Source organism: Allobranchiibius sp. CTAmp26, from assembly GCF_017565405.1.
Taxonomy (GTDB): Bacteria; Actinomycetota; Actinomycetes; order Actinomycetales; family Dermatophilaceae; genus Allobranchiibius.
In genome coordinates, this window is the sequence record NZ_JAGEKR010000012.1 from 122,032 (window position 1) to 145,077 (window position 23,046).

The window sequence follows — 23,046 nt, forward strand, 5'->3', positions numbered from 1 at the left end:
ACGCCGTGCGCACCGTCACGCTCACCGAGCACTCCACGAGCGATCCGTTGCCGTTGGATCGGCACGCCCGGGCGTGGCTGCTCGAGTTGGCGGCGGGGCGCCTGGAGGTGCTGGCAACCACCGACCCGACGCAGGTGCGGCTGCGCTCCACCTCCTGGGTGGGCGCTGTGCGGGTGCCGGGCCTCACCGTGCGGATCGCCCCGCGGGCCGGGATGGCGAACCTGTTCACGATGTTCTCCGCGGGTATCCCGGGCGGCGCCCTCGGACGGGACGAGGTCGGCTGGGAGGGCGGTGCCGACCTCGTCGACGGCGTGGCGGCCTTCCTGGTGCGGGCGGTCGACGACTGCACCCGACGGGGGCTGCTGCACGGTTACTTGCACCGTGAGGAGCCGCTGACCGTCATCCGCGGCCGGCTGTTGGTCGAGCAGCTGGCCGTCCGCCCGTGGGCCGCGGCCCGACCGCCCTGCGGCTACGACGATTTCACGGTCGACGTCCCGGAGAACAGGATGCTGCGCTGCGCACTGGAGCAGGTGCTGCGCTGGCCCGCCCTGCCGCCGGCGCTGCGCCGCGGGGCCACCGCGCTCGCGGCCCGTTTCGAGGGGGTGTCCGCGAGCGTGCCCGACGACCACCGAGGGGGAGTGGCGATCACCCGTCTCAACGAGCACTACGCCGCGGCGCTCGGCCTCGCCGGGCAGATCCTGGACGGCGTCACGATCTCGCACCGTGAGGGGGAGCACCGGGCGCACGCGTTCCTGATCGACCTGCAGGACCTGTTCCGGCGATGGATCGGCGCCGAGCTCGAGGCCCGGCTCTGGCCGACGCTGCACGTGAGCGAGCAGCCGGCGTACGCGCTGGACGACGGTGACCGGCTGCCGGTCCGCCCTGAGTTGCTGGTGCTGCGCGGCACGACGCCGACGCTGGTGCTGCAGGCTCGCCACCGGTTGACCGGCGCGCCCCGGTCGCTGTCGGAGCAGATCTCCCCGCTCCTGCTGCAGGCGGCGTCGCTGCAGGTGCCGACCGCACTGCTGCTGTACGGCGCCGCCGATCACCCGCCGGACCCGGAGCTGCGCATCCGGGGCACCGGCACCCGGCTGCTGTGCCTGCCCCTGTCGCTCGACACGCCGCCGGACGCTCTCGGTGCCCGACTCGACGAACTCGCCGTCCTGGTGCGTGTGCTGGCGCTCGGTCCGGCACCGCGAGGGAACCCGTCGCGGGGTCGCGCCGTCCTACCCGCGAGCCGGTAACGATCCGGTGCCATTCCGGTGGTGGCTCTCAGCGATTGTTCAGACAGCGGCCGGGTGCTCGGCGACAATGTCGGCACCTCAGACGGGAGACCGAAGATGAAGCACGCGCGCACGACGTCGGCAGTCGCCATCGGCTCGGCAGCCCTCATCCTGCTGCTCGGCGCCTGCGGCTCGAGTGCACCGTCGGTCACCCCACCGACCGGGAACGTCGCCTCGTCGTCCTCGGCGCCGGTCACGCCGACCGCACCTTCCACCCCGACGACGGTCCCGCCCAGCACCGACAGCAGCACGAGCGCCACGAACGCAAGCGGCACCTGCACGACCTCGTCGACGGGAATCGGTCCGACTCCCGGCGCCAGCACGCCGGTGCGGTCCTACGGCGTCACCGCCCCCATCACGACCACGGCCACCCAGGTCGAGGTCGGCATCAAGGTCGAGGCGCCGCGCAAGGTGTCCGCGGGCAGCATCCCCCCGACCGCCGGCACTCAGCTGGTCGCCGTTCAGATCACCGCGACGCTGGAGAAGGGCACCAGCGACTACGTCGGCAGCACGACGTTCAACATGCTCGACACCAGCGGCAACCAGTGCCGCAAGTCCTATCTCAACGGGTTGTCGTCGACCGAGGTGTGGATCGGCGCGTCGCTCAGCGCCACGAAGAAGTCCGCGACCGGCAGCCTCGTCTACGAGGTGCCGGTGTCCCAGGACCTGAGCAAGCTGGTCGTGGCCTACAACGGGCAGTTCAGCACGACGGCGACCGTGCAATGGCGAGGCTGACGCGTCCCCCCGGTCGGGTACCCCGGTTCGTCGTCGTGGCGCTCTGGGTGGGGCTGATCGGCGGACTGGGCGGGTGCGGCACGGGAACCGCGGCGCCGACCGTCGTCACCCCGAGCCGTGACGTCGTCACCAGCGCACCACCGGTGACCGCATTGCCCAGCACGTCGCAGACCGGGGGCGGCAGCTGCGGCTCGTCCCTGGAGTTCGGCCCGACGCCCGTGCCGAGCACCAGGTCGCACCGGTTCGGTGCGACGGCCCAGACCACCGATGCCGATGACGACTCCGTGCGGCTGGCGGTCGTGGTGCAGGCACCGAAGGTCGTGTCCCAGGTGACCGAGGACGCCCCCGACGACGGCAAGCAGTACGTCGCGATCGCGATCTCGGTCACCCTCACCGGCGGGAGCTCGGACTACGTCGGCTCGATCGACTCGTTCAGCGTGCTCGACCCTCAGGGCAACCGGTGCGACTACCGCGAGGACACCGGTGCCATCCCGGCCGCTCAGGAGTGGCAGGGCATCGAGCTGACCACGACGAAGAAATCCGCCAAGGGCTCGATGGTGTTCGAGGTGCCGATCACCCAGGACCTGACGAAGCTGACGGTGGCGTTCGTGAGCGGGCTGGGCGACACCGCGACCGACCGCTGGACCGCCTGACGCGTTGCCTTCTGGCCGACACCCCGGCCGCATAAGATCCCGATCAAGACCCCAAGGAGACTCACATGCGGACATCCGCAGTCCACCATCGAGCAGCAGCCCTCAGTGCCGCGCTCGGTGCGGCGCTGGCGCTCGGCGCGTGCGGGAGCCAGTCCGCGCCCGGTCTGGTCACCCCCAGTGTCGCCGCGACGAGCGCCTCGGCCACGTCCTCCGCCTCGTCCTCATCCTCCGGTTCCTCCAGCTCGTCGAGCACCTCGAGCAGCTCCGGCAGCGCACCCCAGAGCTCGGCGGGCGCGGTCTGCAAGACCGATTCCACCATCGGCCCGACGTACTCCGCGACCGTGGCCACCAAGCCGTTCGGCACCACGGCGCAGGTCACCGACGAGCTGTCCCGCACGGTGCAGGTCAGCCCGGCCAAGCCGCGTCAGTTCGCGGCCGTGGACCCCAGCCTGCTGGACCCGGGGATGCAGTACGTCGCGGTCGACGTGCGTACCCACCTGGTGTCGGGGTACTCCCTCTACATGAGCTACATCGATTTCAACCTCTTCGACGCCGCTCAGCACACCTGCTACCGCACGAGCAGCAGCAGCGCGCTGCCCGAGGCACAGCAGTTGGAGGGGACCACGCTCAACGCGACGACCAAGGACGCCCATGGAGCCGTGGTGTTCGAAGTCCCGGTCGGCACGGACCTCAGCACCCTGACCCTGGGGTTCGCGGGCGGCCTCAGCGAGACCCCGCAGGCCCAGTGGAAGGGCTGACCTGATCTCCTCCGTCCCTCCTCTCGGTCCGTTGCTCGGCGCGGGCGACGCGGCTCGCCGCGCCGGATTGCGCCGGATGCGCACGGTGGCCCTCGGGCTGCTGCTGCTCGCTGCCGTCGTCTTCGTGGTCACGCACGGTCACGGGGGAGTCTGGGGATATGTGAACGCCGCGGCGGAGGCGGCGATGGTGGGTGCCGTCGCAGACTGGTTCGCCGTCACCGCACTGTTCCGGCACCCCATGGGGCTGCCGATCCCGCACACGGCGATCATCCCCGAGCGCAAGGACGCGATCGGGGCGAGCCTCGAGGACTTCGTGGCCGAGAACTTCCTGACGCCCGACACCGTCAAGGAGCGGCTCGCCGCCGCGCAGGTCCCGCTGCGGGTGGGTCGCTGGCTCGCGGTGCGCGACAACAGTGTCCGCGTCGTACGCACGGCCGCACCGTCGCTGGCGCGTGGCCTGGAGTCGATCGACGACCGCGAGGTCCTGGAGCTGCTGGACCGGCTGGTGCTGCCGCGGCTGGCCAGGGAACCGATCGCACCGGTGGCCGGGCACCTGCTCGAGGGCATCCTGCGCGACCGGTCGCACACCTCGCTGGTCGACCTCGGCGTGCGCGAGCTGCACGACTGGGTGGCCGCCAATCCTGAGACGATCCTGGAGATCCTCGGCTCGCGGGCGCCGTGGTGGTCTCCGAAGTGGCTGGACGACACCGTCACCACCCGGATCCACCTGGAGATCGTGCGTTTCCTCGCCGACGTCCGCGACGACCCCGAGCACCAGACACGACAGGCGCTGGACCACCTGCTGAGTCAGCTCGCCCACGACCTGCAGCACGACGAGGCGACGATGGCGCAGGCCGAGTCGCTGAAAGAGCATCTGCTGAAGCACCCGTCGGTGCCGGGCACGGTGCTGGCGCTGTGGGCCTCGGTGCGCACGGCGGTCGTCGACGGCCTGCGCGACGAGGAGAGCGACCTGCACGCCCGGTTGTCGCGGGCGCTCACGGACGCGGGGGAGCGGATCGTTACCGACGAGGAGTTGCGCGACTCCCTCGAACGACGACTCGAGGGCATCGTCGGGCACGTCGTCACGACGTACGGGCGCGAGCTCACCTCGGTCATCACCACCACCATCGAGCGGTGGGACGGCAAGGAGGCGGCGTCCCGGATCGAGCTGCACGTCGGGCGCGACCTGCAGTTCATCCGCATCAACGGCACCATCGTCGGTGGCCTGGTGGGTCTGCTCATCTACACGATCGCCCAGTTGCTCTGACCCGCGCGATTGTCAGCGGATCTCTGGTGTCGGTGCCACGAAAGCGCTGACAACCGCGCGAGACGTCGGCCCTTGTCAGCGGATCTCTGGTGTCGGTGCCACGAAAGCGCTGACAACCGCGCGAGACGGGCGTCCGCATATCGAGATTCACCTGCCGTCGACCTTGGGGTGTCATAACCTCACGTTCTAGGTCATGAGTGCCAGCGTCAGGCCCCGGCGTGCTGGCCGGCAACCCTCCTCCGCGGTGGGGTGCCCCGGGTGAAGACCTGGCCGGTGGATGCCGATCGTCCCCCGGCAAGCGCGGATCGTGGGCCTCCCGCCATCCGCTGCAGCGCCGACGCAGTGCGAGCTCGCCGGCGCCGCACCCCGCGTTACGAAAGGCGACACGATGACCGACAGCCCCGGCTGGTCCTTCGAGACCCGTCAGATCCACGCCGGCCAGGAGCCCGACGCGTCCACCACGGCGCGCGCCCTGCCGATCTACCAGACCACGTCGTACGTCTTCCCCGACACCGACCGGGCCGCCAAGCTCTTCGGCCTGCAGGAGTTCGGCAACATCTACACCCGGCTGATGAACCCGACCACCGACGTGGTCGAGCAGCGTCTTGCCAACCTTGAGGGCGGCGTCGGCGCACTGCTGGTCGCCTCCGGCCAGGCCGCCGAGACGCTGGCCATCCTCAACATCGCCGAGGCCGGCGACCACATCGTGGCCAGCCCGTCGCTCTACGGCGGCACCTTCAACCTGCTGAAGTTCACGCTGCCCAAGTACGGCATCGACGTGACCTTCGTGGAGGACACCAAGGACCCGGAGAGCTGGCGCGCGGCCGCGCAGCCGAACACCAAGCTCTTCTATGGCGAGACCATCTCCAACCCGAAGATCGAGATCCTCGACATCGAGGCCGTCGCGAACGTCGCGCACGAACTCGGCGTACCGCTCGTGGTCGACAACACGGTCGCCACGCCGTTCCTGCTGCGCCCGATCGAGTACGGCGCGGACATCGTCGTGCACTCGGCGACGAAGTACCTGGGCGGGCACGGTACGGCGATCGCCGGCGCGATCATCGACAGCGGCAACTTCGACTTCGGCAAGGACCCGGAGAAGTTCCCGAACTTCAACACCCCCGAGGAGAGCTACCACGGGCTGGTCTACGCCCGCGACCTCGGCGTGGGCAGCCCGCTGGGCGCCAACCTGGCCTTCATCCTCAAGGCACGGGTGCAGGGTCTGCGCGATTTCGGCTCCTCGATCTCGCCGTTCAACGCGTTCCTGATCGCGCAGGGCATCGAGACACTGAGCCTGCGCATCGAGCGGCACGTGCAGAACACCCGCGCGGTGGCCGAGTGGCTGCAGCAGCAGGACCAGGTCGAGTCGGTGCGCTGGGCGTCGTTGCCGGGTGACGAGTACTACGAGCTGGCCCAGAAGTACACGCCGCTCGGCTCGGGTGCCGTGCTGGCGTTCGAGATCACCGGTGGCGCCGAGGCGGGCAAGACGTTCGTGGAGGCACTCACGCTGCACAGCCACGTCGCCAACATCGGTGACGTGCGCTCGCTGGTGATCCACCCCGCGTCGACCACCCACTCCCAGGGCAGTGACGAGGACCGGCTGCTGGCCGGTGTCACCCCGGGTCTGGTGCGCCTCGCGGTCGGGCTGGAGCACATCGACGACATCCTGGCCGACCTCGAGCAGGGGTTCGCCGCCGCAAAGTAGGTATCCGTCGTACGACGAGCCGCCGCCGCCCCGCATCCCGGGACGGCGGCGGTTTCGCGTCCTACCTCGCCGGGGAGGCTGAGACTCTCCGGATCGAACCGGGCCGGGCAGATGGGGGTCCACGCCTAGGGTGGCCGGATGAGGAAGCCCCGCCGGGTCGTCGTCGCGCTGTCGACGCTGGTCTGCGGTTTCACTCTCGCCGGCTGCGCACTGCCCGCGGACGAGGTGCCTCCGAGCTACTCCGCGCGGTCGTGGACCGGCGGCGCGGGCACGTTGAGGACGGTCACCGCCTGCGGCGACGTGGTCCCCGGCGCGACCTACGACGTGACGCAGCTGAACGGATGGATGCAGTCGCTGCAGGGGTTCCCGCTCTGGCGGGCCGCGGACGTGGGGGCCAGCACCCCGCTGCGCGACGGGCGGGTGCTGTGGGCCTTCGGCGACACCCTGCGCGACCCGAGCGCGGCCAGCAGCTTCGCCGCGAACTCGATGCTGGTGACCTCCGGGCTGTGCACCTCCCAGGTGGTACCGGTCGGCCGAGGCCCCGTGATCGCCGACACCCCGCCCACCGTGTGCTGGCCGACATCGGTGACGGCCGTGCCGACCGGCAGTGGCGACGCGGCGTACGTCGCATGCTCGCGCATCCGGCGCGGCGCGTCCCTGCTGGACTTCACCGTCACCGGCACGGCGATCGCGCGGTTCGACGTCCCCCTCGGCGGCACGCCGGTGCCCGGCCCGGTGGTCGCCGTACCCCGGTCCAGCGACATCACCTGGGGATCGGCCCTCGTGCGCGATTGGGACTGGGTCTACGTCTACGGCACCCGCGGCGGTGGGGCACGTGGCGCCGGGCGCACCCTCTACGCCGCGCGGGTGGCCGCCGACCAGGTGCAAGACCCCTCGCGATGGACCTTCTGGAACGGCACCGCGTGGGTGCCGGACGACGCGGCAGCTCAGCCTGTGCTCCGCGGTGACACGGTCAGTCAGGCATTGAGCGTCAGCCACCTCGGCACGTCGTGGGTCGCAGTCTCCATGCGCGGCGGGGACCTCCGGCAGCAGGTGGGGGTGTGGACCGCGCCGCAGCCGCAGGGCCCCTGGACGCTCTCGCGCACCGTGGCCGCACCGGCCCCGGGGTCGGGCACCATCACCTACCAGCCGCTCGCCCACCCCGAGCTGCCCCTACGAGACGGCAACCTGCTCGTCTCGCTGTCCCGCACCGCCACCACCCTCACGGGTATGGCGCGTACGCCGCAGGCGTCGCGACCGGTGTTCATCGAGGTGCCTCGGCCCTAGCACCGCGGAATGCTGTGACGCACAGCGTGGTTGGCATTCTCATGCCCCGCGTGTTCCTGGCCCTGAGGCCGCCGGAGGAGGAGGTCGACCGGCTCGATGAGTTCCTCGACGTACGACGCGACGCCGGAGCGTTCAGCTGGATGGACGCCGAGCAGTTCCATCTGACGCTCGCGTTCCTGCCCGACGTGCCCGAGTACCGGCTGGACGACCTGGTGGAGGCGACAGCGGCAGCTGCCGCGCGCCGGGAGCAGTTCGATCTGTGCCTCGGCGGGGGCGGTGCCTTCCCCGATCCGGCGCGGGCCAAGGTGCTGTGGGTGGGGCTGCGCACCGACGAGCACGCCGACCAGGAGCTGGCGGCGCTTGCGGCAGGCGTCCGAGGGGCGGCCGCCCACAGCGGCGCGCAGGTCGACGGACAGCGCTTCCGGCCGCACGTGACGGTGGCCCGCTGCGGCCGTCCGACCCCTCTCGACCGCTGGGTGCGGCTGCTCGACGGCTTCAGCGGCGCCTTCTGGACCGCGGTCGAGGTCGAGGTCGTCGCCTCTCACCTCGGGGAGGGGCCGCGAGGGCGGGCGCGGCACGAGGTGCTGGCCCGCCTCCCCATCGGCGACCCCGGGCCGTCCCTCTCCCACTGAGATCCGGACTCGCGATGGTGCGGAGTGCGCCACACCCTCTCGAATCCGGATCTCACCGACGTGAGGCCGGCGCCGCCCGTACGCGAGAATGGACCTGATCCCCGATGACCCAGCCCTCCCGCCGCACCCGCCCGCCCCGCCGCCGCCCGCGTACGACGTCCGCGGGCCGTTCGCCGCGCCTGGACGAGGCCGCGCAGCAACGCCGCCGATCGCTGCTGCCGGCAATCGAGTACCCCCCGCAGCTGCCGGTGGTCGCCGAGCGCGAACGCATCCGGGCCGCGATCGAGGCGCACCAGGTCGTGATCGTCGCCGGCGAGACCGGCTCGGGCAAGACCACGCAGCTGCCGAAGATCCTGCTGGAGATGGGTCGCGGCATCGCGGGGATGATCGGACACACCCAGCCGCGCCGGATCGCGGCGCGCTCGGTCGCCGACCGCATCGCCGACGAGCTGCACGTGCCGCTCGGGGGAGTGGTGGGCTACCAGGTGCGCTTCGCCGACCACTCCGGCCCGGACAGCCTCGTGAAGGTGATGACCGACGGCATCCTGCTGTCGGAGCTGCGCCGCGACCGTGACCTGCGGCGCTACGACACGCTCATCATCGACGAGGCCCACGAGCGCTCGCTCAACATCGACTTCATCCTCGGCTACCTCAAGCAGCTGCTGCCGAGGCGACCGGATCTGAAGGTCATCGTCACCTCCGCGACCATCGACCCGGGCCGGTTCGCCGAGCACTTCGCCCAGCATGGCGTACCCGCGCCCGTGATCGAGGTCTCCGGGCGCACCTTCCCGGTGGAGGTCCGCTATCGCCCGCTGATCGAGGAGATCACCGGCCCGACCGGCCCGCAGCTGGTCGACGTGGACCAGGTGACCGGCATCGTGCGCGCCGTCGAGGAGTTGTGGAGCGAGCCGGTCTCCGACGGGGGACCGCAGGACATCCTGGTGTTCTGCTCCGGTGAGCGCGAGATCCGCGACGCGGCCGAGGCGCTCGACGCCCTGGACCTCCCAGGCACCGCGACCCTCCCGCTCTACGCGCGGCTGTCCGCCGCGGAGCAGCACCGGGTCTTCGGCTCGCACGGCGGCCGCCGGATCGTCATCGCCACCAATGTCGCCGAAACCTCCCTGACCGTGCCGGGCATCCGGTACGTCGTCGACAGCGGCACCGCGCGCATCTCCCGGTACAGCCAGCGCACCAAGGTGCAGCGTCTGCCCATCGAGCCCGTGTCGCAGGCCAGCGCCCGTCAGCGGTCGGGCCGGTGCGGTCGGGTGGCCGACGGTGTCTGCATCCGGCTCTACTCCGAAGAGGACTTCCTGGCCCGCCCGGAGTTCACCGACCCCGAGATCCTGCGCACCAACCTTGCCTCGGTCATCCTGCAGATGGCATCCCTCGACCTGGGCGACGTGGCCCGATTCCCCTTCGTGGAGCCGCCGGATTCCCGCCAGATCAGCGACGGGGTGCGCCTGCTCGAGGAGTTGCAGGCCGTCGAGGAGCGCGGTGCCCGCGGCACCCCGCGGCTGACGGCCGCGGGCCGCGCGATCAGCGCGCTGCCCACCGACCCCCGATTGGCCCGGATGCTGCTCGCAGGGGCCGAGAACGGCGCGCTGGCCGAGGTGCTGGTCATCGTGGCCGCGCTGTCGATCCAGGACCCCCGTGAGCGCCCCGCCGAGAAGCGGCCGCAGGCGGATCAGTCGCATGCCCGCTTCCGCCACGAGACCAGTGATTTCCTGTCGCTGCTCAACCTGTGGCGCTACCTCAAGGAACAGCAGAAGGCGTTGTCCAGCAGCGCCTTCCGCCGGATGTGCCAACGCGAGTACCTGCACTATCTGCGGGTGCGCGAATGGCAGGACCTGCACACCCAACTGCGGGAGGCCTGCAAGCAGCAGGGTCTGCGCCGCGCCGACAACCCGGCCGGTGAGGACGCCGTGCACCAGGCCATGCTCACCGGCCTGCTGTCGCACGTGGGTCTGCGTGACAAGGAGCGGCGCGACTTCCTGGGTGCGAGGGGCGTGCGGTTCGCCGTCCAGCCCGGTTCGTCGCTCTTCCGTAAGCCACCGGACTGGGTGATGTCCGCCGAGCTGGTGGAGACCAGCCGGCTGTGGGCGCGGACGAACGCGGCCGTGGACCCCGCGTGGATCGAGCGCGCGGGCGCGCACCTGGTCAAGCGCAGCTATGCCGAACCACACTGGGAACGCCGCCGCGGCAGTGTCGTCGCCGCCGAACGGGTCACCCTCTACGGGCTGCCGCTGGCCGCCGGCCGCAAGGTCGACTACGGGTCGATCGACCCCGTGCTGTCACGCGATCTGTTCATCCGCTCGGCCCTGGTCGAGGGCGACTGGGAGAGCCGGCACGCCTTCACCGAGCGGAACCGTCAGACGCTGGCGCGGTTGCGCGACCTCGAGGCGCGTACCCGGCGCCGTGACGTCGTCGTCGACGACGAGACCGTCTACGCGTTCTACGACGCCAGGGTCCCCGAATCCATCGTCTCCGCAGCGCATTTCGACGCGTGGTGGAAGAAGGAGCAGCGCACCTCTGCAAACCTGCTGACGATGACCGAGGACGACCTGCGCGGCGATGACGCCGCCGACATCGATCTCGACGAGTACCCACGGACCTGGTCCAGCGGGGAACTCGACCTGCGCCTCAGCTACCGCTTCGAGCCGGGCTCGGGTGATGACGGTGTGACAGTGCACGTACCGGTGGAACAGTTGAACCAGGTCGACCAGGACGGGTTCGACTGGCTCGTGCCCGGCGTACGCGGTGAGTTGGTCACCGCCCTCATCCGCTCGCTGCCGAAGGCGACCCGTCGCAACTTCGTCCCCGCACCGGATGTGGCGGCGCGTGCCCTGCCGCTGATGGATCCGGCGCGCGGATCCATCACCACAGAGCTCGCCGGGGCGCTCCAGCAGCTCACCGGGGTGCGGGTGCCGGCGGACCAATGGGACTGGGAGCGGGTCCCGAATCATCTGAAAGCGACGTTCCGCGTGGAGGATTCGCGCCGCCGCGCGCTCTCGCACGGAGAGGACCTCTCGGCTCTGCGCGAGCAGCTGTCCGGTCGGGTGCGGTCGGTGCTCTCGCGGGCCGGCAGCGAGATCGAACGGACGGGACTCACCACCTGGGACGTCGGTGATCTGCCCGCCGAGCTCACCGAGCGCATGGGCAAGAGAACGGTGCAGGGCTATCCGGGGCTCGTCGACGAGGGCGAGAGCGTCGCCCTACGGGTGCTGCCGAGTGCCGCCGAACGCGACGCGGAGCACCCGGCCGGTGTACGCCGCCTGCTGCTCCTGCAACTGGACGTGCCCTGGTCCCGATTGCTGGGAATGCTCGACAACGCCCAGCGGCTCGCGCTCGGCTGGGGTCCGCACGCCGACCAGCAGGCCGTGCTGGCCGACGTCCTGGCGGCGGCCGTGGATGCGGTGATGGCAGCCGACTCCTCACCGGGTCCGGTGCGCACTCGCGAGCAGTTCGACACGGTCCTGCAGCAGGTGCGTCAGCAGGCGTCGGCGCAGGTGTTGACCATCGTCGAGAGCCTCGTGCCGGTGCTGCACCACTCCCGCGAGGTGCAGCTGCAGCTGGACTCGATGACCCGTCCCTCGGTCGCCGAACTCGTCGCCGACGTGCGCGGTCAGCATGCGGGGCTGGTCTATCCCGGGTTCGTGGCGGCCACCGGGGCCGCGCGGCTGCGTGACCTCGACCGATACCTGCGCGGCATGCTCGAACGTCTCGAGCGCGCGCCGGACGACATCGCCCGCGATGCCCAGCGGATGCACGAGGTGCACTCGGTCGAACAGGAGGTCGGCGACCTGATCGAGGGGCTGCCGGCCGCGCGCCGCCGCGAGGACGCCGTACGCCGGCTGCGCTGGCAGGTGCAGGAGCTGCGTATCAGCCTCTTCGCCCAGCGGCTCGGCACCGCGGGTCCCGTGTCGGTGCCGCGGCTGCGCAAGGCCATGGACCGGATCGAGGCGGCACCCACGACGTGAGATACGGGCCGGCGTTTCTGGCCGGCGTGGTTGCCGGACCCGGGACGGTCAGCTCGGGATGTCGGACGGCTTGGACACGACGACGCCGAACAGGTCGGCGACGGCGGCCAGGCTGGCGGCCTGCAGGGCAGCGGCCGATACCGCGGTGCCGCCGTCCGTGCCGGGGAGCTCACGGGTGGCCGTCGCCCCGGCGACCACCGAGGGCGAGTATCCGAGGCTGAACGCACCGCGCGCCGTCGAGTTCACGCACATGTGCGTCATGAACCCGGCGAGGACCAGGTCACGGCCCGGTGCGGCCTGCAGCCGCTGGTGCAGGTCGGTGCCGGCGAACGCGTTCGGGAAGTTCTTGACGATCACCGGCTCGCCGTCGCGAGGGGCCACGCGCGAGACGATCTGGCCGATGTCGTCCTTGAGGTCGTAGGGCGAGCCCGCGCCGGCGTCGTGCATGATGTGCAGGATCGGGATCCCGGCGTCCCGCGCGTTCGACAGCAGCTCCTCGGCCTGATCGAGGGCCGCCTCGACGCCGTCCAACTCCATGACGCCGCGGGTGTAGGTGTTCTGGAGGTCGATCATGATCAACGTCGAGTCGGCCAGTGGGGCCGGCACCTCCGGCATGCCGGTCAACTGACGTAGCGTCGCGTGCTCGGTCATCGCGGTCCCATCCTGTGCTGTCGATGCTCGGAGCTCCCCACGCTAACCGCGAGAAGGTTGCGGCAACGCTGCATGGGGGCAGACGAGGCCCAGGGCGAGACCGGACGGCGGGCCGGCTTCCCGCGAGCAGCGCGCCGCGAGGCGCGGTGGATCGCAAGAGACCTGAGATGCTGGCCGAACCCGATCTCCCTGCGGCTGAGAGGCGCACCGTGAGCACCCTGTTCGAGAAGATCATCGACGGAGAAATCCCCGGCCAGATCGTGTGGCAGGACGACGTGTGCGTGGCCTTCCTGTCGGTCGACCCCCTGACCGACGGGCACGCCCTGGTCGTGCCCCGCGCCCCGGTGGACCAATGGCTCGACGCGGACGACGACCTGATCGCCACCCTCATGTCGGTCGGGAAGGTGATCGGCCGCGCGCAGGTGCAGGAATGGGGAGCGCGCCGGGCCGGTGTCCTCATCGAGGGCTTCCAGGTGCCGCACCTGCACGTGCACGTCTGGCCGGCCAACGGTCATGGTGACTTCGACGTGAACGCCGTGACGCACGGGGAGGACCCGCAGGTGCTCGCCAGGAACGCGGATCGGCTGCGAGCCCGGTTGCGCACCCTCGGGTACGGCGAGAAGGTCCCCGCCTGAGAAGCCCCAGCTCTTCGAACACATCGGGGGGTGGGGAACCCATCGGAGGGTAGGCATATACCCCTCCCCTTCGATGATTTTGCTACCCCTCGACGGAGGGAGCCGGTGTATCCGACGGGGGAGTGCCGCTGCGGGAATCGTGCGCGGGGGTCGGGCGTTGGAACGGTCAGAGGAAGGCGCGAGCAGCGCATCATTCGCGAGCAGGAGAGCCAGGGAGAGCACCGTGCAGGATCCACAGGAGCTGTATCGCTTCGAGAACGACACCCATCCCAGCGAGCTGGGCGCCCACACGATGGTGGTGGCGCTCGGTGGTCTCATCGACGCGGGGAACACCCAGAAGCAGTTGGTGTCACACCTGCTCGGCACGCTCGAACACACCGTCGTGGCGTCGTTCGACCTGGATCAACTGCTGGACTACCGCGGACGTCGCCCGGTCATGACCTTCGACCGCGACCACTTCAGCGACTACGACGATCCGGCGTTGACCCTCTTCCGCATGTCCGACGAGGAGGGCACCCCGTTCCTGCTGCTGGCGGGTCCCGAGCCTGACTACCAGTGGGAGCGCGTCATCGAGGCCGTGCGGATGCTCGTACGCCGCCTCGGCGTGCAGCTCGTGGTGAGCGCGCACGGCATCCCGATGGCCGTCCCGCACACCCGCCCCGTCGGCATGACCCGCTACGCGAGCGACCAGCGCCTGATGCCGGAGAACAACCCGGTGTTCGGAATGGTGCAGATCCCCTCGAGCGTCGAGTCCCTGCTGCACCTGCGGTTGGCCGAGTCCGGCATCGACACCGCCGGATTCGCGATCCACGTGCCGCACTACCTGACCCAGACCGACTTCGGCGACGCGGCCGTGACCGCGCTGCAGGCGGTGTGCGGCCTGACCGGGCTCAGCATCCCGATGCAGGAGCTCACCGCCGTCGCGGGCCTGCACCGTGCGGAGATCGGTCGTCAGGTCGCCGAGAACCCCGACGTCGTCGAGGTGGTGCAGGGTCTGGAGCAGCAGTACGACGCGTTCCAGGAGGGTCTGCAGCGGCAGAACCTGCTCGCCAACGAGATGGCGGAGTTGCCGAGCGCCGACGAGATCGGCGCGGAGCTGGAGAAGTTCCTGCGCGACGAGTCGGACGACAACACGAACTGACCTCACTGATTTCGGACATGCAGGGCGGGGCAGACATGCCCCGCCCTGCATGTCCATTTTCGGAGGGTCAGGGCTTCGCGTCGGCCCAGCTACGGACGATGCCGGTGTCGGACACGAAACGCGCCGCTGATCCGCCGGTCCAGCGTCGCGCGGCGTCCTGCAGGGCCGCGTCGACCGCCGCCGCCGTGGCGGGAGCGTGCTCCTCGGGCACATGCACCAGCAGCTCGTCGTGTAGGCACAGCACGATGTGGGCGTCGTACGCCGCGATGGCGTGTCGGGCAGTGAGCGCCCACGCCTTGAAGAACTCGGCGGCGGCCCCCTGCACCACCGCGTTGCGCGCGAACCGCCCCCTCGCTCGCGACTGCGCCTGCTCGGTGCTGGGCGGCACGGTGATAAGTCGTCCGCCGTACGTCGTGACCGACCCTCCGGTCTCGCCGGTGGCCTGCGCCGCACGCAGGTAGGCCATCGCGGTCGGGTAGGTGCGGTCGAGCCCCTCCAACGCCGCGGCCGCCTGGCCCGCCGCGCCGCCGTACATCGCCGACAGCACCGCGACCTTGGCGATGGGCCGCTCGACCCGCAACTGGTCGGCGACGGTGCGGTAGAGATCCTCCTGAGCGGTCGCCGCGATCAGCGCCGGGTCACCGGACACGACGGCCAGCACCCGCGGCTCGATCTGGCCGAGATCGGCCCGCACGAAGAGGTGCCCGGGTGCGGCGACGACCGCGGGGCGCAGCGCAGCGGGCAGGTTGTGCAGCCCGGCCTCCGCCGTCATCCGTCCGGCGCCGCCGTCGAAGGAGTGCCACCGCCCCCGCAGCCGATCGTCGGGGCCGACATGGTCGCGCAACCATGCCCAGCCGTAGGTCGTGGCGATCCGCTCGTCGGCTCGCCACCGCAGGAGGGCGTCGACGACGGGATGGGTGGTGCGATGCCGCTCCAGCTCCCACTTGCGGGTGTTGTCCACCCGGATCCCCAGCCCGTGCAACATGTTCAACACCTGTTCGGGATTGCGCAGGTCCACGGCACGGCCAGGGGGGATCAGTTGCAGGACGGAGCGGTCGCGGGTCGCGCGCGCGGCGCTCTCCTCCTGGAGCGTGTGCGGACGGGGTCCAGCGGCGGTCTCGATGAGCTGCTCGAGGGTGGGGCGGTGCACGGGCAGGCCGGTGCGTTCCAATTCCAATGCGAGCATCGACGCGCCGGACTCGCTGTACGCCGTGGCCAGCGCCCGGGGACGCTCCCGCAGCTGCGCGCTCTGCCGCTGCGCCACCTCGGCGGCGAGCATTGCCCACTGCGTCGCCGTGTCACCGTCCGCGGCGAGGAAACCGGGTCGCAGGTACCCGCGCTCGTCCAACGGCTGCGGCGCTTCGGCGCCGGCGGGCGGGTCGTCCGGGCTGTCGAACAGATCACCCTGATGACGGGCCGGTACGGCGTCGACCTCGAGGCCGACCGCGCGGGCCCAGACGTGCTCGGGATCGGCGCGGGCGCCGCCCTGCAGCAGCAGGTGGGTCTGCAGCAGGTCCAGTCCGCGCTCGGGCCGGACGCCGTGCGCGAGCAGTGCACGGGGTACCTCGTCGGACCACCACGCCCACCGCACCGGACGAGTTCGATCCGCCTCTCGCGCCCTGATCAGATCGCCCGCACGACCCGGCTCGAGCAGCTGCGACCCCTGATCGGCCGCGATGGCATCGGGAGATGCGCCGCTCGCGGCGATGGCGACGTCACCGGTACGCGGGTCGACGGCAACGCCCAGCAACGGACCCCGCATCCACGAGGGATACGGGGCCCGTGCGGATGCAACCGGCTCGTTCAGCCCTCGCCGCCCTGATCGTTCGTGCCCTGCTGGCCCTGCTCGCCATGACCACCACGGCGATCGCGCGGGTCCTGCTGGGTCTGCTGTTCATCGGTCGGCAGGCCCGAGATGGCGGTGGTCGGCGCGTCCGAGTAGTCGGTCGGAGTCGAACCCTGACCCTGCTGCTGCTCGTATCCGCCTTGCTGGTTCGGCCGCTGGCCGTACCCACCGGGCTGGTTGTACCCACGCTGCTGGTCCGGCTGCTGGCCGTACCCACCGGGCTGGTTGTACCCGCCCTGCTGGTCCGGCTGCTGGCCGTACCCACCGGGCTGGTTGTACCCGCCCTGCTGGTCCGGCTGCTGGCCGTACCCACCGGGCTGGTTGTACCCGCCCTGCTGGTCCGGCTGCTGGCCCTGCTGGCCGTACACACCGGGCTGGCCCGGCTGCTGACCCTGCTGGCCGTAGCCACCCTGCTGGCCCGGCTGGGCGTACCCGCCCTGCTGGCCCGGCTGGGCGTACCCGCCGTGCTGGCCCGGCTGGCCGTACCCACCTTGTTGGGCTGGTTGCTGGCCGTCCGCGCCCTGCGGGCCCGGCTGGCCGTACCCGCCCTGCTGAGCCGGTTGCTGACCGTACGCGCCCTGCTGGCCCGGCTGGCCGTAGCCACCCTGCTGGCTGGGCTGCTGACCGTACCCACCCTGCTGACCCGGCTGTGCATACCCGCCCTGCTGGCTCGGCTGCTGACCGTACCCACCCTGCTGAGCCGGTTGCTGACCGTACCCACCCTGGCGCGCGGGCTGTGCGTACCCGCCCTGCGGACCCGGCTGGCCGGACGACGAACCGTATGCACCGGGAGCGCCGTAGCCCTGCCCGTAAGAGCTGCCCTGCTGGTATCCGGCGTACTGGCCCTGGGGGCCGCCCTGGGCGACCTTCCTGCGGCCCATCAGAGCGAGCAGGACGACGCCGAGCAGGCCGCCGATCAGCAGGATCAGACCGAGGACGATGCCGGGCACCTTGAAACCGCCGCCGACCTTGTCCGCGCGGGTGCCGGCGAACAGGTTGTTGCCGCCCACACAGTTGACGGTGTAGTCGCCTTTGGTCATGGCATCGGTGCTGCGCGCGACCTCCCAGTAGGTGCCACCGCTGCTCGTCACCGAGAAGTCCGAGCTGGGCCGGCCCAATGTGGAGGTCTTGCCGTTGGACACCGCCGTGCAGACCGTCGACACGCGGGTCGCCTTATCCTTGCTGTAGAGCGAGAACCCGGCGTCGGAGGACGTGACGCGTGCACCGTTGGAGAACGAGGTCACCTTCGCGCCGCCACCGGAGGCGAATCCGATGATCAACAGCACCAGGCCGATCACCGCGACGACAGCAGGGAGCGCGATCAATGCCTTCTTGTTCATAGGTGTTCTCGAACCTCAGCGTCGTGGTCGGGTGCGGAAGTCCCCGACGTGCGTTCACGGACCTGTCTCTTGATGCGGGAAAGCATGGCCAGCATCCCACGCATCCGCAACGGGGACACCGCTTCCGCGAGCCCGAACCTCCACGCGGCATCGTCCGGCACCTCGAGCACCGCACGTGCGGGCTGGCCGTCCAACCCGGTGTGCAGGATGCCCGCGAACCCGCGCGTCGTCGGCGCCTCGGGAGGCGCCTGGAAGAACAGGTGGACCCGCTCCTCGTCGTCCACCTCGACCGCGAGGAAGAGCGGCGACTGACATTCGTGCACCTGCTCCAGCCGCCCGGGCTCGTCGGCGTACCGCTGCGGCAGCGCCGGAAGCTCGTCGCTGAGCTCCAGCAGCAGCTGCAGACGGTCCTTGGGTTCGAGCGCCTCGAAGTCGTCGGCGAGCTCCGCCATCGGAGCGGGGAGGTCTTCGTTCACGGCGTGCCGGTCTCGATCGGCACCCGCACCGAGTTGCCCCACTCGGTCCACGATCCGTCGTAGTTGCGCACCGACCCGAAGCCGAGCAGGTGGGTGAGGACGAACCAGGTGTGCGCCGACCGCTCCCCGATGCGGCAGTAGACGACCACGTCGTCGCTCGGCGCGAGGCCCTGCTCGCCCTGGTAGATCGCCTCCAGCTCCGCGCGCCCGCGGAACCGCCCGTCCTCGGCTGCCGCGCGGGCCCACGGCACCGACCGGGCGCCCGGGATGTGGCCGCCGCGCATCGCGCCCTCCTGCGGGTAGTCCGGCATGCTCAGCAGCTCGCCGCTGTACTCGCCGGGGGAGCGCACGTCGACGAGCGGCCCGGGCAGGTGTGCCAGGACGTCGTCGCGGTACGCGCGGATCGGGGGATCCTCGCGGCGTACGACCGGGTACTGGGCCGGGGTCACGGCGGGCACGTCGCGGGTCATCGGGCGGTCCTCACCGGCCCACGCGGCGCGTCCGCCGTCGAGCAGCCGCACGTCCTCGTGGCCGAAGAGCGTCATGACCCACAGCGCGTACGCCGCCCACCAGTTGCTCTTGTCGCCGTAGATCACCACGGTCGTGTCACGGCCGACGCCGCGCTCGCCCATGACCTGCGCGAAGTGCTCGCCGTCGACGAAGTCGCGGGCCACCGGGTCGTTGAGATCCAGGTGCCAGTCGAGCTTGCGCGCACCGGGGATGTGCCCGGCCTCGTAGAGCAGGACGTCCTCGTCGGACTCCAGCACGACCAGATCCTCCCCACGGTCGAGCGCGTCGGCCAACCACTGCGTGGAGACGAGCCGCTCGGGGTGTGCGAAGTGCTGGAACGCCGGATTGTCATCAGTAGGTGCAGCCATGGCGCCACGCTACGCCGGGCGGCTCACCGACCGGCGCGGGTCGTGCCACCACGCGCTCCGCTCGTCACCTGGCACGATGGGCGCGTGGCCCTCCTTCATCGCAATTCCAAGAAATCGACCGAACTCGACCTGAACAAGGGGGCGTTCGCCGGGACTTCGATGAGTCTCGCGAACCGGCTGATGGACGTCGGTATCGACGGGAAGGGACGCTTCGACTCGGCGGCCGACGTGGCGCAGCGGGCACTGCAGGAGAGCGGGGGCGACGTCGACGCGGCCATCGACAAGGTCATCGCCGATCACCGGAGACTGGCTGCTGCCGGCGGATTCGTCACCGGGCTCGGCGGATTCGTGACGATGACGGTGTCGTTGCCCGCCAATATCGCCGGCTTCTACGCGCTCGCGACCCGGATGACGGCGGCGATCGCGCATCTGCGCGGCTACGACCTGCGTAACCGCGATCTGCGGTCGGCCATCCTGCTGGCCCTGGTCGGCGGCGAGGCCGACGCGCTGTTGAAGAAGGCCGGCGTGGTGAGCACCGGTCGGCTCGCCAACCTGGCGACCCGGGGTCTGCCGCCCGCCGCCCGGATGGTCATCGACAAGGCCGTGGGTTTCCGGCTCATCGCACAGGTCAGCGAGAAGCTCCTGCCCCGGCTCGGGAAGTCGATCCCCCTCGCCGGCGGTGTCGTCGGCGCCGGGTTGGACGTCTACCTGCTGAATAAGGTCGCCAAGACGGCCCGCACCCAGTTCCCCGCACCCGAGCCGGGCGCGCCGGGAACTCTGAGCGCGCGCGCATGAGCCCCCGGCCGAGCCGCCGGATGAGTGCCTCCGCCGTCCGGTCGCTGCGCGACTCGATCGCCTCCGTGGCGGACCCGTCCGGGCCGAGCGTCGCCGCGCGCCTGACCGCCCTGCCCCGGATGGTGCGCGCGGTCGCGGCGAAGGAGTACGGCGGGTCCTCGGCGGCCCGGGTCGCCGCGATGGTCGCGGCCGCGGCGTACATCGCCTCGCCCGTCGACCTGATCCCGGAGAAGCTGGCGCCGATCGTGGGACTCGCGGACGACGCAGTGGTGCTCGCCTGGCTCGCGAACGCCCTGGTGCACGACACCGACGACTTCCTGGCCTGGGAGGCCGTCCGCAAGCACACAGTGCGCGGCCGACGCGTGCGCTGACACCCCGCGTCGTCCACATCCCCCCGGTCTGCGCCATACCCCCGGGGCGTCGTCCACACCCTGCGCCGAACTCGTCGCCGCGCGCCCCGCGGCGACGCACGCTCGACGCATGCGCAGCACTCTCCATGGCCTGGGCGATCTCATCGCCTACCTGCCCTACGAGCTCGGCTTCCGGCCCACTGACTCCCTGGTCGTCGTCGGCCTCGACGACGACCGGATCCGGGTCGTCGCCCGCCTCGATCTTGGTGACGCGGACGATCTCGCGCAGGGGATCCACCGGATCGGAAGTGTCTTCGCGCAGGCGGGGGTGCGCGAAGCGCTGTGCTGCGTCTTCGTGGACACCGACCCTGCACCGACGGTCGTGCCGACGCGACTGCTCGACCTCGCCGGTGACCTGCTCCGCGCCCACGACGTCGACGCGGCACACCTGCTGGTGACCCGGAGCGGCAGCTGGTGGGCCCACCGGTGCGGGTGCGGGCACTGCCCACGACGCCCGGCTGCGGTGCCGGATCGCGATCGGGTGGACGCGGTGGTCGAGTCGGTGCTCGACGGGATCGCGCCGCACGCCTCCCGCGCCGAGCTGCGCGCATCGCTGCGCGAATGCCGTACGGAGCTCGCTCAGGTCATCGGCGACGCGCCCGTCACGGATCGGCCGATGCCATCGGCAGCCGTCACTGCGGCGATGTGGGAGATCCTGCACGGGACGCGGCCGATCCACGAGATGCCGGTCCCGGTGCTCGCGTCGTTGAGCCGGGCGATGGCCAACCGGTCGACGCGGGACGAGGTCTTCGGCTGGCTGGCCCCCGGCCTGCCGGGTGTGGGGGTGTCGGGGTCGGACTCGCCTCCCGGCATGCCGGGCGCGTTCGACGCCCGCGCCGTGCGGGCGCGCCTCGTGCAGTGGTTGCACTGCCTGCCCGACCGGTTGCGACCCCCGGTGCTCACCCTCATCGCGGGGTCGGCGTGGAGCAGCGGTTCCGGCGCCCTCGCGGCCGTCGCGGTGGAACAGGCCCTTCAGATCGACCCGGGCTACCGCCTCGCGCGGTTGCTCGGGCACGCTGTGGAGCTCGGCGCCCGCCCTCGCCGGTGTGCCTGAGCGGGTGCGCACGCGCTGCCGGGTGCCACACGTGTGGGGAGTCGGCGCCCCGGTCACTCTGCTGCGACCGACCTCGTCGGTGCGCACGAGTCGGATATCGGCGGGTGGGCCGCTGCTACGGTGGTCGGCGTCAAGAGTCCCAGCGTGAAGCCCCGGCTGACTGGGCGGCAACCCTCCTACCGCGGTGGGGTGCCCCGGGTGAGGACAAGGCCGGTGTCGAGTGGGCACCGGCAAGCGCGGGGTCAGCCATCCCTCCAGGCACCGGCCCCCTGACCGGAAGTCTCCGATGACTGTGACGCAGCAACGCCACCGCCCGAACCCGGAACACGGGCCCGCCGAGCACCCGGCCTCCCCATGGGTGCGTCCGCCCGTCGGCACCAACCCGGGCTCACGCGCGCTCCTGCTCCCCGAGGTCACGCTGGAGAGCGGCGTAGCTCTTCCCGAGGTCACCGTGACGTTCCAGACGTGGGGGACCCTCAATGCGAACGCCGACAACGCCGTTCTGGTCGAGCACGCACTCACCGGCGACTCCCACGTCGTGGGACCCGCCGGGCCCGGACAACCCACCGCCGGCTGGTGGCCCGGGCTGATCGGGTCGGGTGCCCCGCTGGACACCCGGGAGCTCTTCGTGGTCGCCAGCAACGTGCTCGGCGGATGCCGCGGTACGACGGGCCCGGGTTCCTCCGATCCTTCGGGGCACCCCTGGGGGTCGCGGTTCCCGGTCACCACGGTGCGTGACCAGGTCGCCGTGGAAGCCCGGTTGGCCGACGCGCTCGGCATCGACCGCTGGCGACTGGTGCTCGGCGGCTCGATGGGCGGAATGCGAGCGCTGGAATGGGTGGCGGGCCACCCGGAGCGGGTCGACGGTGCGCTGATCATCGCGAGCACGGCCCGGGCCACCGCCGATCAGATCGCCTGGGGCCAGGCACAGGCGCTCGCGATCACCTCCGACCCGCACTACCTCGGCGGTGACTACTACGGGCGCGGACCCGGACCCCGAGAGGGGCTGGGCCTCGCACGCCGGATCGCGCACACGACCTACCGCAGCGCCGCCGAGCTCGATACCAGGTTCGGCCGCAGCCCGCAGGGCGCCGAGGAGCCCCTGACTGGCGGCCGGTTCGCGGTCGAGAGCTACCTGGACCACCAGGCGGCCAAGCTGACCGCGCGGTTCGACGCCGGTTCCTATCTGCAGTTGTCCCGGGCGATGGCGACCCATGACGTGACCCGCGGACGCGGGTCGCTCGCGCAGGTGCTCGGGGCCTACGACGGGATGCTGCGCACCGTCGCCGTCGACTCCGACCGGCTCTTCCCGGTCGAGCTGTCAGAGGAGATCGTGCAGGCCCACGGGCGGGGGACTGTCCACGTCATGTCCTCCTCACACGGGCACGACGGCTTCCTCATCGAGACCGATGCGATCGCAGCAGCAGTGGCCGATGCGGTCGATGCCGTCCGCGAGGTGCAGCCGCGCGAGGTCGGGTAGCGTCGGCCGGGGGCGGGCAGCCCGCCGTCACCGGCCGATGGAG

20 protein-coding genes and 2 riboswitches are annotated in these 23,046 nt (G+C 71.1%); of the genes, 15 read left to right on the forward strand and 5 right to left on the reverse strand.

Annotated features, from left to right (window positions below; all coding sequences use genetic code 11):
- Window positions 1–5: 5 nt before the first annotated feature.
- From J4030_RS08850 to hrpA, 9 genes are all read left to right on the forward strand, one after another.
- On the forward strand, window positions 6–1,244 hold the full coding sequence (locus J4030_RS08850) for an McrC family protein (protein WP_208048860.1): 1,239 nt from the start codon (window positions 6–8) through the stop codon (window positions 1,242–1,244).
- Between the two features lie 96 nt (window positions 1,245–1,340).
- A complete protein-coding gene (locus tag J4030_RS08855) occupies window positions 1,341–2,018 on the forward strand; it encodes a hypothetical protein (protein ID WP_208048861.1) in 678 nt (225 codons plus the stop codon).
- Window positions 2,006–2,671, forward strand: a complete 666-nt coding sequence (locus tag J4030_RS08860) for a hypothetical protein (protein ID WP_208048862.1) — start codon at window positions 2,006–2,008, stop codon at window positions 2,669–2,671. The genes J4030_RS08855 and J4030_RS08860 overlap by 13 nt, the downstream gene beginning before the upstream one ends.
- A gap of 65 nt (window positions 2,672–2,736) precedes the next feature.
- The gene (locus J4030_RS08865) at window positions 2,737–3,429 is read left to right on the forward strand and encodes a hypothetical protein (protein ID WP_208048863.1); all 693 of its coding nucleotides are present in this window, start codon (window positions 2,737–2,739) and stop codon (window positions 3,427–3,429) included.
- 31 nt (window positions 3,430–3,460) lie between these two features.
- On the forward strand, window positions 3,461–4,696 hold the full coding sequence (locus tag J4030_RS08870; RefSeq protein WP_243763073.1) for a DUF445 domain-containing protein: 1,236 nt from the start codon (window positions 3,461–3,463) through the stop codon (window positions 4,694–4,696).
- A 189-nt stretch (window positions 4,697–4,885) separates the two neighbouring features.
- Window positions 4,886–5,003: riboswitch (SAM riboswitch) on the forward strand.
- An 81-nt stretch (window positions 5,004–5,084) separates the two neighbouring features.
- A complete protein-coding gene (locus tag J4030_RS08875; RefSeq protein WP_208048864.1) occupies window positions 5,085–6,401 on the forward strand; it encodes a bifunctional o-acetylhomoserine/o-acetylserine sulfhydrylase in 1,317 nt (438 codons plus the stop codon).
- Window positions 6,402–6,539: 138 nt separating this feature from the next.
- The gene (locus tag J4030_RS08880; RefSeq protein WP_208048865.1) at window positions 6,540–7,688 is read left to right on the forward strand and encodes a DUF4185 domain-containing protein; all 1,149 of its coding nucleotides are present in this window, start codon (window positions 6,540–6,542) and stop codon (window positions 7,686–7,688) included.
- Between the two features lie 41 nt (window positions 7,689–7,729).
- Complete coding sequence (gene thpR / locus J4030_RS08885; RefSeq protein ID WP_208048866.1) at window positions 7,730–8,320, forward strand: RNA 2',3'-cyclic phosphodiesterase; 591 nt, start codon at window positions 7,730–7,732, stop codon at window positions 8,318–8,320.
- A gap of 104 nt (window positions 8,321–8,424) precedes the next feature.
- Complete coding sequence (hrpA, locus tag J4030_RS08890; RefSeq protein ID WP_208048867.1) at window positions 8,425–12,297, forward strand: ATP-dependent RNA helicase HrpA; 3,873 nt, start codon at window positions 8,425–8,427, stop codon at window positions 12,295–12,297.
- Between the two features lie 48 nt (window positions 12,298–12,345).
- Here hrpA and J4030_RS08895 read toward each other — a convergent pair whose 3' ends face one another.
- Window positions 12,346–12,948: a cysteine hydrolase family protein gene (locus J4030_RS08895; RefSeq protein WP_208048868.1), complete on the reverse strand. Its 603-nt coding sequence runs from the start codon at window positions 12,946–12,948 to the stop codon at window positions 12,346–12,348.
- Window positions 12,949–13,157: 209 nt separating this feature from the next.
- On the opposite strand from J4030_RS08895, the gene J4030_RS08900 reads away from it, so the two are divergent.
- Together J4030_RS08900 and J4030_RS08905 are read left to right on the forward strand one after the other, a co-directional pair.
- The gene (locus tag J4030_RS08900) at window positions 13,158–13,583 is read left to right on the forward strand and encodes an HIT family protein (protein WP_208048869.1); all 426 of its coding nucleotides are present in this window, start codon (window positions 13,158–13,160) and stop codon (window positions 13,581–13,583) included.
- Window positions 13,584–13,806: 223 nt separating this feature from the next.
- The gene (locus tag J4030_RS08905) at window positions 13,807–14,724 is read left to right on the forward strand and encodes a PAC2 family protein (protein ID WP_208048870.1); all 918 of its coding nucleotides are present in this window, start codon (window positions 13,807–13,809) and stop codon (window positions 14,722–14,724) included.
- Window positions 14,725–14,791: 67 nt separating this feature from the next.
- On the opposite strand, the gene J4030_RS08910 is transcribed toward J4030_RS08905, so the two are convergent.
- Genes J4030_RS08910 through J4030_RS08925 form a run of 4 tightly spaced genes read right to left on the reverse strand, consistent with a single transcriptional unit; the run spans window position 14,792 to window position 19,264 of the window.
- Window positions 14,792–16,486 (reverse strand): DNA polymerase, encoded by a 1,695-nt coding sequence (locus tag J4030_RS08910; protein WP_208048871.1) that lies wholly within the window; start codon window positions 16,484–16,486, stop codon window positions 14,792–14,794.
- Window positions 16,487–16,527: 41 nt separating this feature from the next.
- On the reverse strand, window positions 16,528–17,910 hold the full coding sequence (locus J4030_RS08915; protein WP_208048872.1) for a hypothetical protein: 1,383 nt from the start codon (window positions 17,908–17,910) through the stop codon (window positions 16,528–16,530).
- The gene (locus tag J4030_RS08920) at window positions 17,907–18,362 is read right to left on the reverse strand and encodes a SufE family protein (protein ID WP_208049032.1); all 456 of its coding nucleotides are present in this window, start codon (window positions 18,360–18,362) and stop codon (window positions 17,907–17,909) included. The genes J4030_RS08915 and J4030_RS08920 overlap by 4 nt, the downstream gene beginning before the upstream one ends.
- A gap of 20 nt (window positions 18,363–18,382) precedes the next feature.
- Window positions 18,383–19,264, reverse strand: a complete 882-nt coding sequence (locus tag J4030_RS08925; protein WP_208048873.1) for a sulfurtransferase — start codon at window positions 19,262–19,264, stop codon at window positions 18,383–18,385.
- 84 nt (window positions 19,265–19,348) lie between these two features.
- Here J4030_RS08925 and J4030_RS08930 point away from each other — a divergent pair, with 84 nt between their 5' ends.
- The 4 genes from J4030_RS08930 to J4030_RS08945 all read left to right on the forward strand — a co-directional run bounded on the left by J4030_RS08930 (window position 19,349) and on the right by J4030_RS08945 (window position 23,003).
- Window positions 19,349–20,059, forward strand: a complete 711-nt coding sequence (locus J4030_RS08930) for an EcsC family protein (RefSeq protein ID WP_307864623.1) — start codon at window positions 19,349–19,351, stop codon at window positions 20,057–20,059.
- Window positions 20,060–20,079: 20 nt separating this feature from the next.
- The gene (locus tag J4030_RS08935) at window positions 20,080–20,430 is read left to right on the forward strand and encodes a YkvA family protein (RefSeq protein WP_243763075.1); all 351 of its coding nucleotides are present in this window, start codon (window positions 20,080–20,082) and stop codon (window positions 20,428–20,430) included.
- A gap of 109 nt (window positions 20,431–20,539) precedes the next feature.
- Window positions 20,540–21,523, forward strand: a complete 984-nt coding sequence (locus J4030_RS08940) for a DUF4192 domain-containing protein (RefSeq protein ID WP_208048875.1) — start codon at window positions 20,540–20,542, stop codon at window positions 21,521–21,523.
- Between the two features lie 128 nt (window positions 21,524–21,651).
- A riboswitch (SAM riboswitch) is annotated at window positions 21,652–21,766 on the forward strand.
- A 43-nt stretch (window positions 21,767–21,809) separates the two neighbouring features.
- Window positions 21,810–23,003, forward strand: a complete 1,194-nt coding sequence (locus tag J4030_RS08945; protein WP_208048876.1) for a homoserine O-acetyltransferase — start codon at window positions 21,810–21,812, stop codon at window positions 23,001–23,003.
- Window positions 23,004–23,046 lie beyond the last annotated feature (43 nt).

Coding starts and splice junctions, on each gene's coding strand:
- J4030_RS08855 (WP_208048861.1), top strand. CDS start 1,341: ATGAAGCACGCGCGCACGACGTCGGCAGTCGCCATCGGCTCGGCAGCC.
- J4030_RS08860 (WP_208048862.1), top strand. CDS start 2,006: ATGGCGAGGCTGACGCGTCCCCCCGGTCGGGTACCCCGGTTCGTCGTC.
- J4030_RS08865 (WP_208048863.1), top strand. CDS start 2,737: ATGCGGACATCCGCAGTCCACCATCGAGCAGCAGCCCTCAGTGCCGCG.
- J4030_RS08875 (WP_208048864.1), top strand. CDS start 5,085: ATGACCGACAGCCCCGGCTGGTCCTTCGAGACCCGTCAGATCCACGCC.
- J4030_RS08880 (WP_208048865.1), top strand. CDS start 6,540: ATGAGGAAGCCCCGCCGGGTCGTCGTCGCGCTGTCGACGCTGGTCTGC.
- thpR (WP_208048866.1), top strand. CDS start 7,730: ATGCCCCGCGTGTTCCTGGCCCTGAGGCCGCCGGAGGAGGAGGTCGAC.
- hrpA (WP_208048867.1), top strand. CDS start 8,425: ATGACCCAGCCCTCCCGCCGCACCCGCCCGCCCCGCCGCCGCCCGCGT.
- J4030_RS08895 (WP_208048868.1), bottom strand. CDS start 12,948: ATGACCGAGCACGCGACGCTACGTCAGTTGACCGGCATGCCGGAGGTG.
- J4030_RS08910 (WP_208048871.1), bottom strand. CDS start 16,486: ATGCGGGGTCCGTTGCTGGGCGTTGCCGTCGACCCGCGTACCGGTGAC.
- J4030_RS08915 (WP_208048872.1), bottom strand. CDS start 17,910: ATGAACAAGAAGGCATTGATCGCGCTCCCTGCTGTCGTCGCGGTGATC.
- J4030_RS08920 (WP_208049032.1), bottom strand. CDS start 18,362: ATGGCGGAGCTCGCCGACGACTTCGAGGCGCTCGAACCCAAGGACCGT.
- J4030_RS08925 (WP_208048873.1), bottom strand. CDS start 19,264: ATGGCTGCACCTACTGATGACAATCCGGCGTTCCAGCACTTCGCACAC.
- J4030_RS08935 (WP_243763075.1), top strand. CDS start 20,080: ATGAGTGCCTCCGCCGTCCGGTCGCTGCGCGACTCGATCGCCTCCGTG.
- J4030_RS08940 (WP_208048875.1), top strand. CDS start 20,540: ATGCGCAGCACTCTCCATGGCCTGGGCGATCTCATCGCCTACCTGCCC.
- J4030_RS08945 (WP_208048876.1), top strand. CDS start 21,810: ATGACTGTGACGCAGCAACGCCACCGCCCGAACCCGGAACACGGGCCC.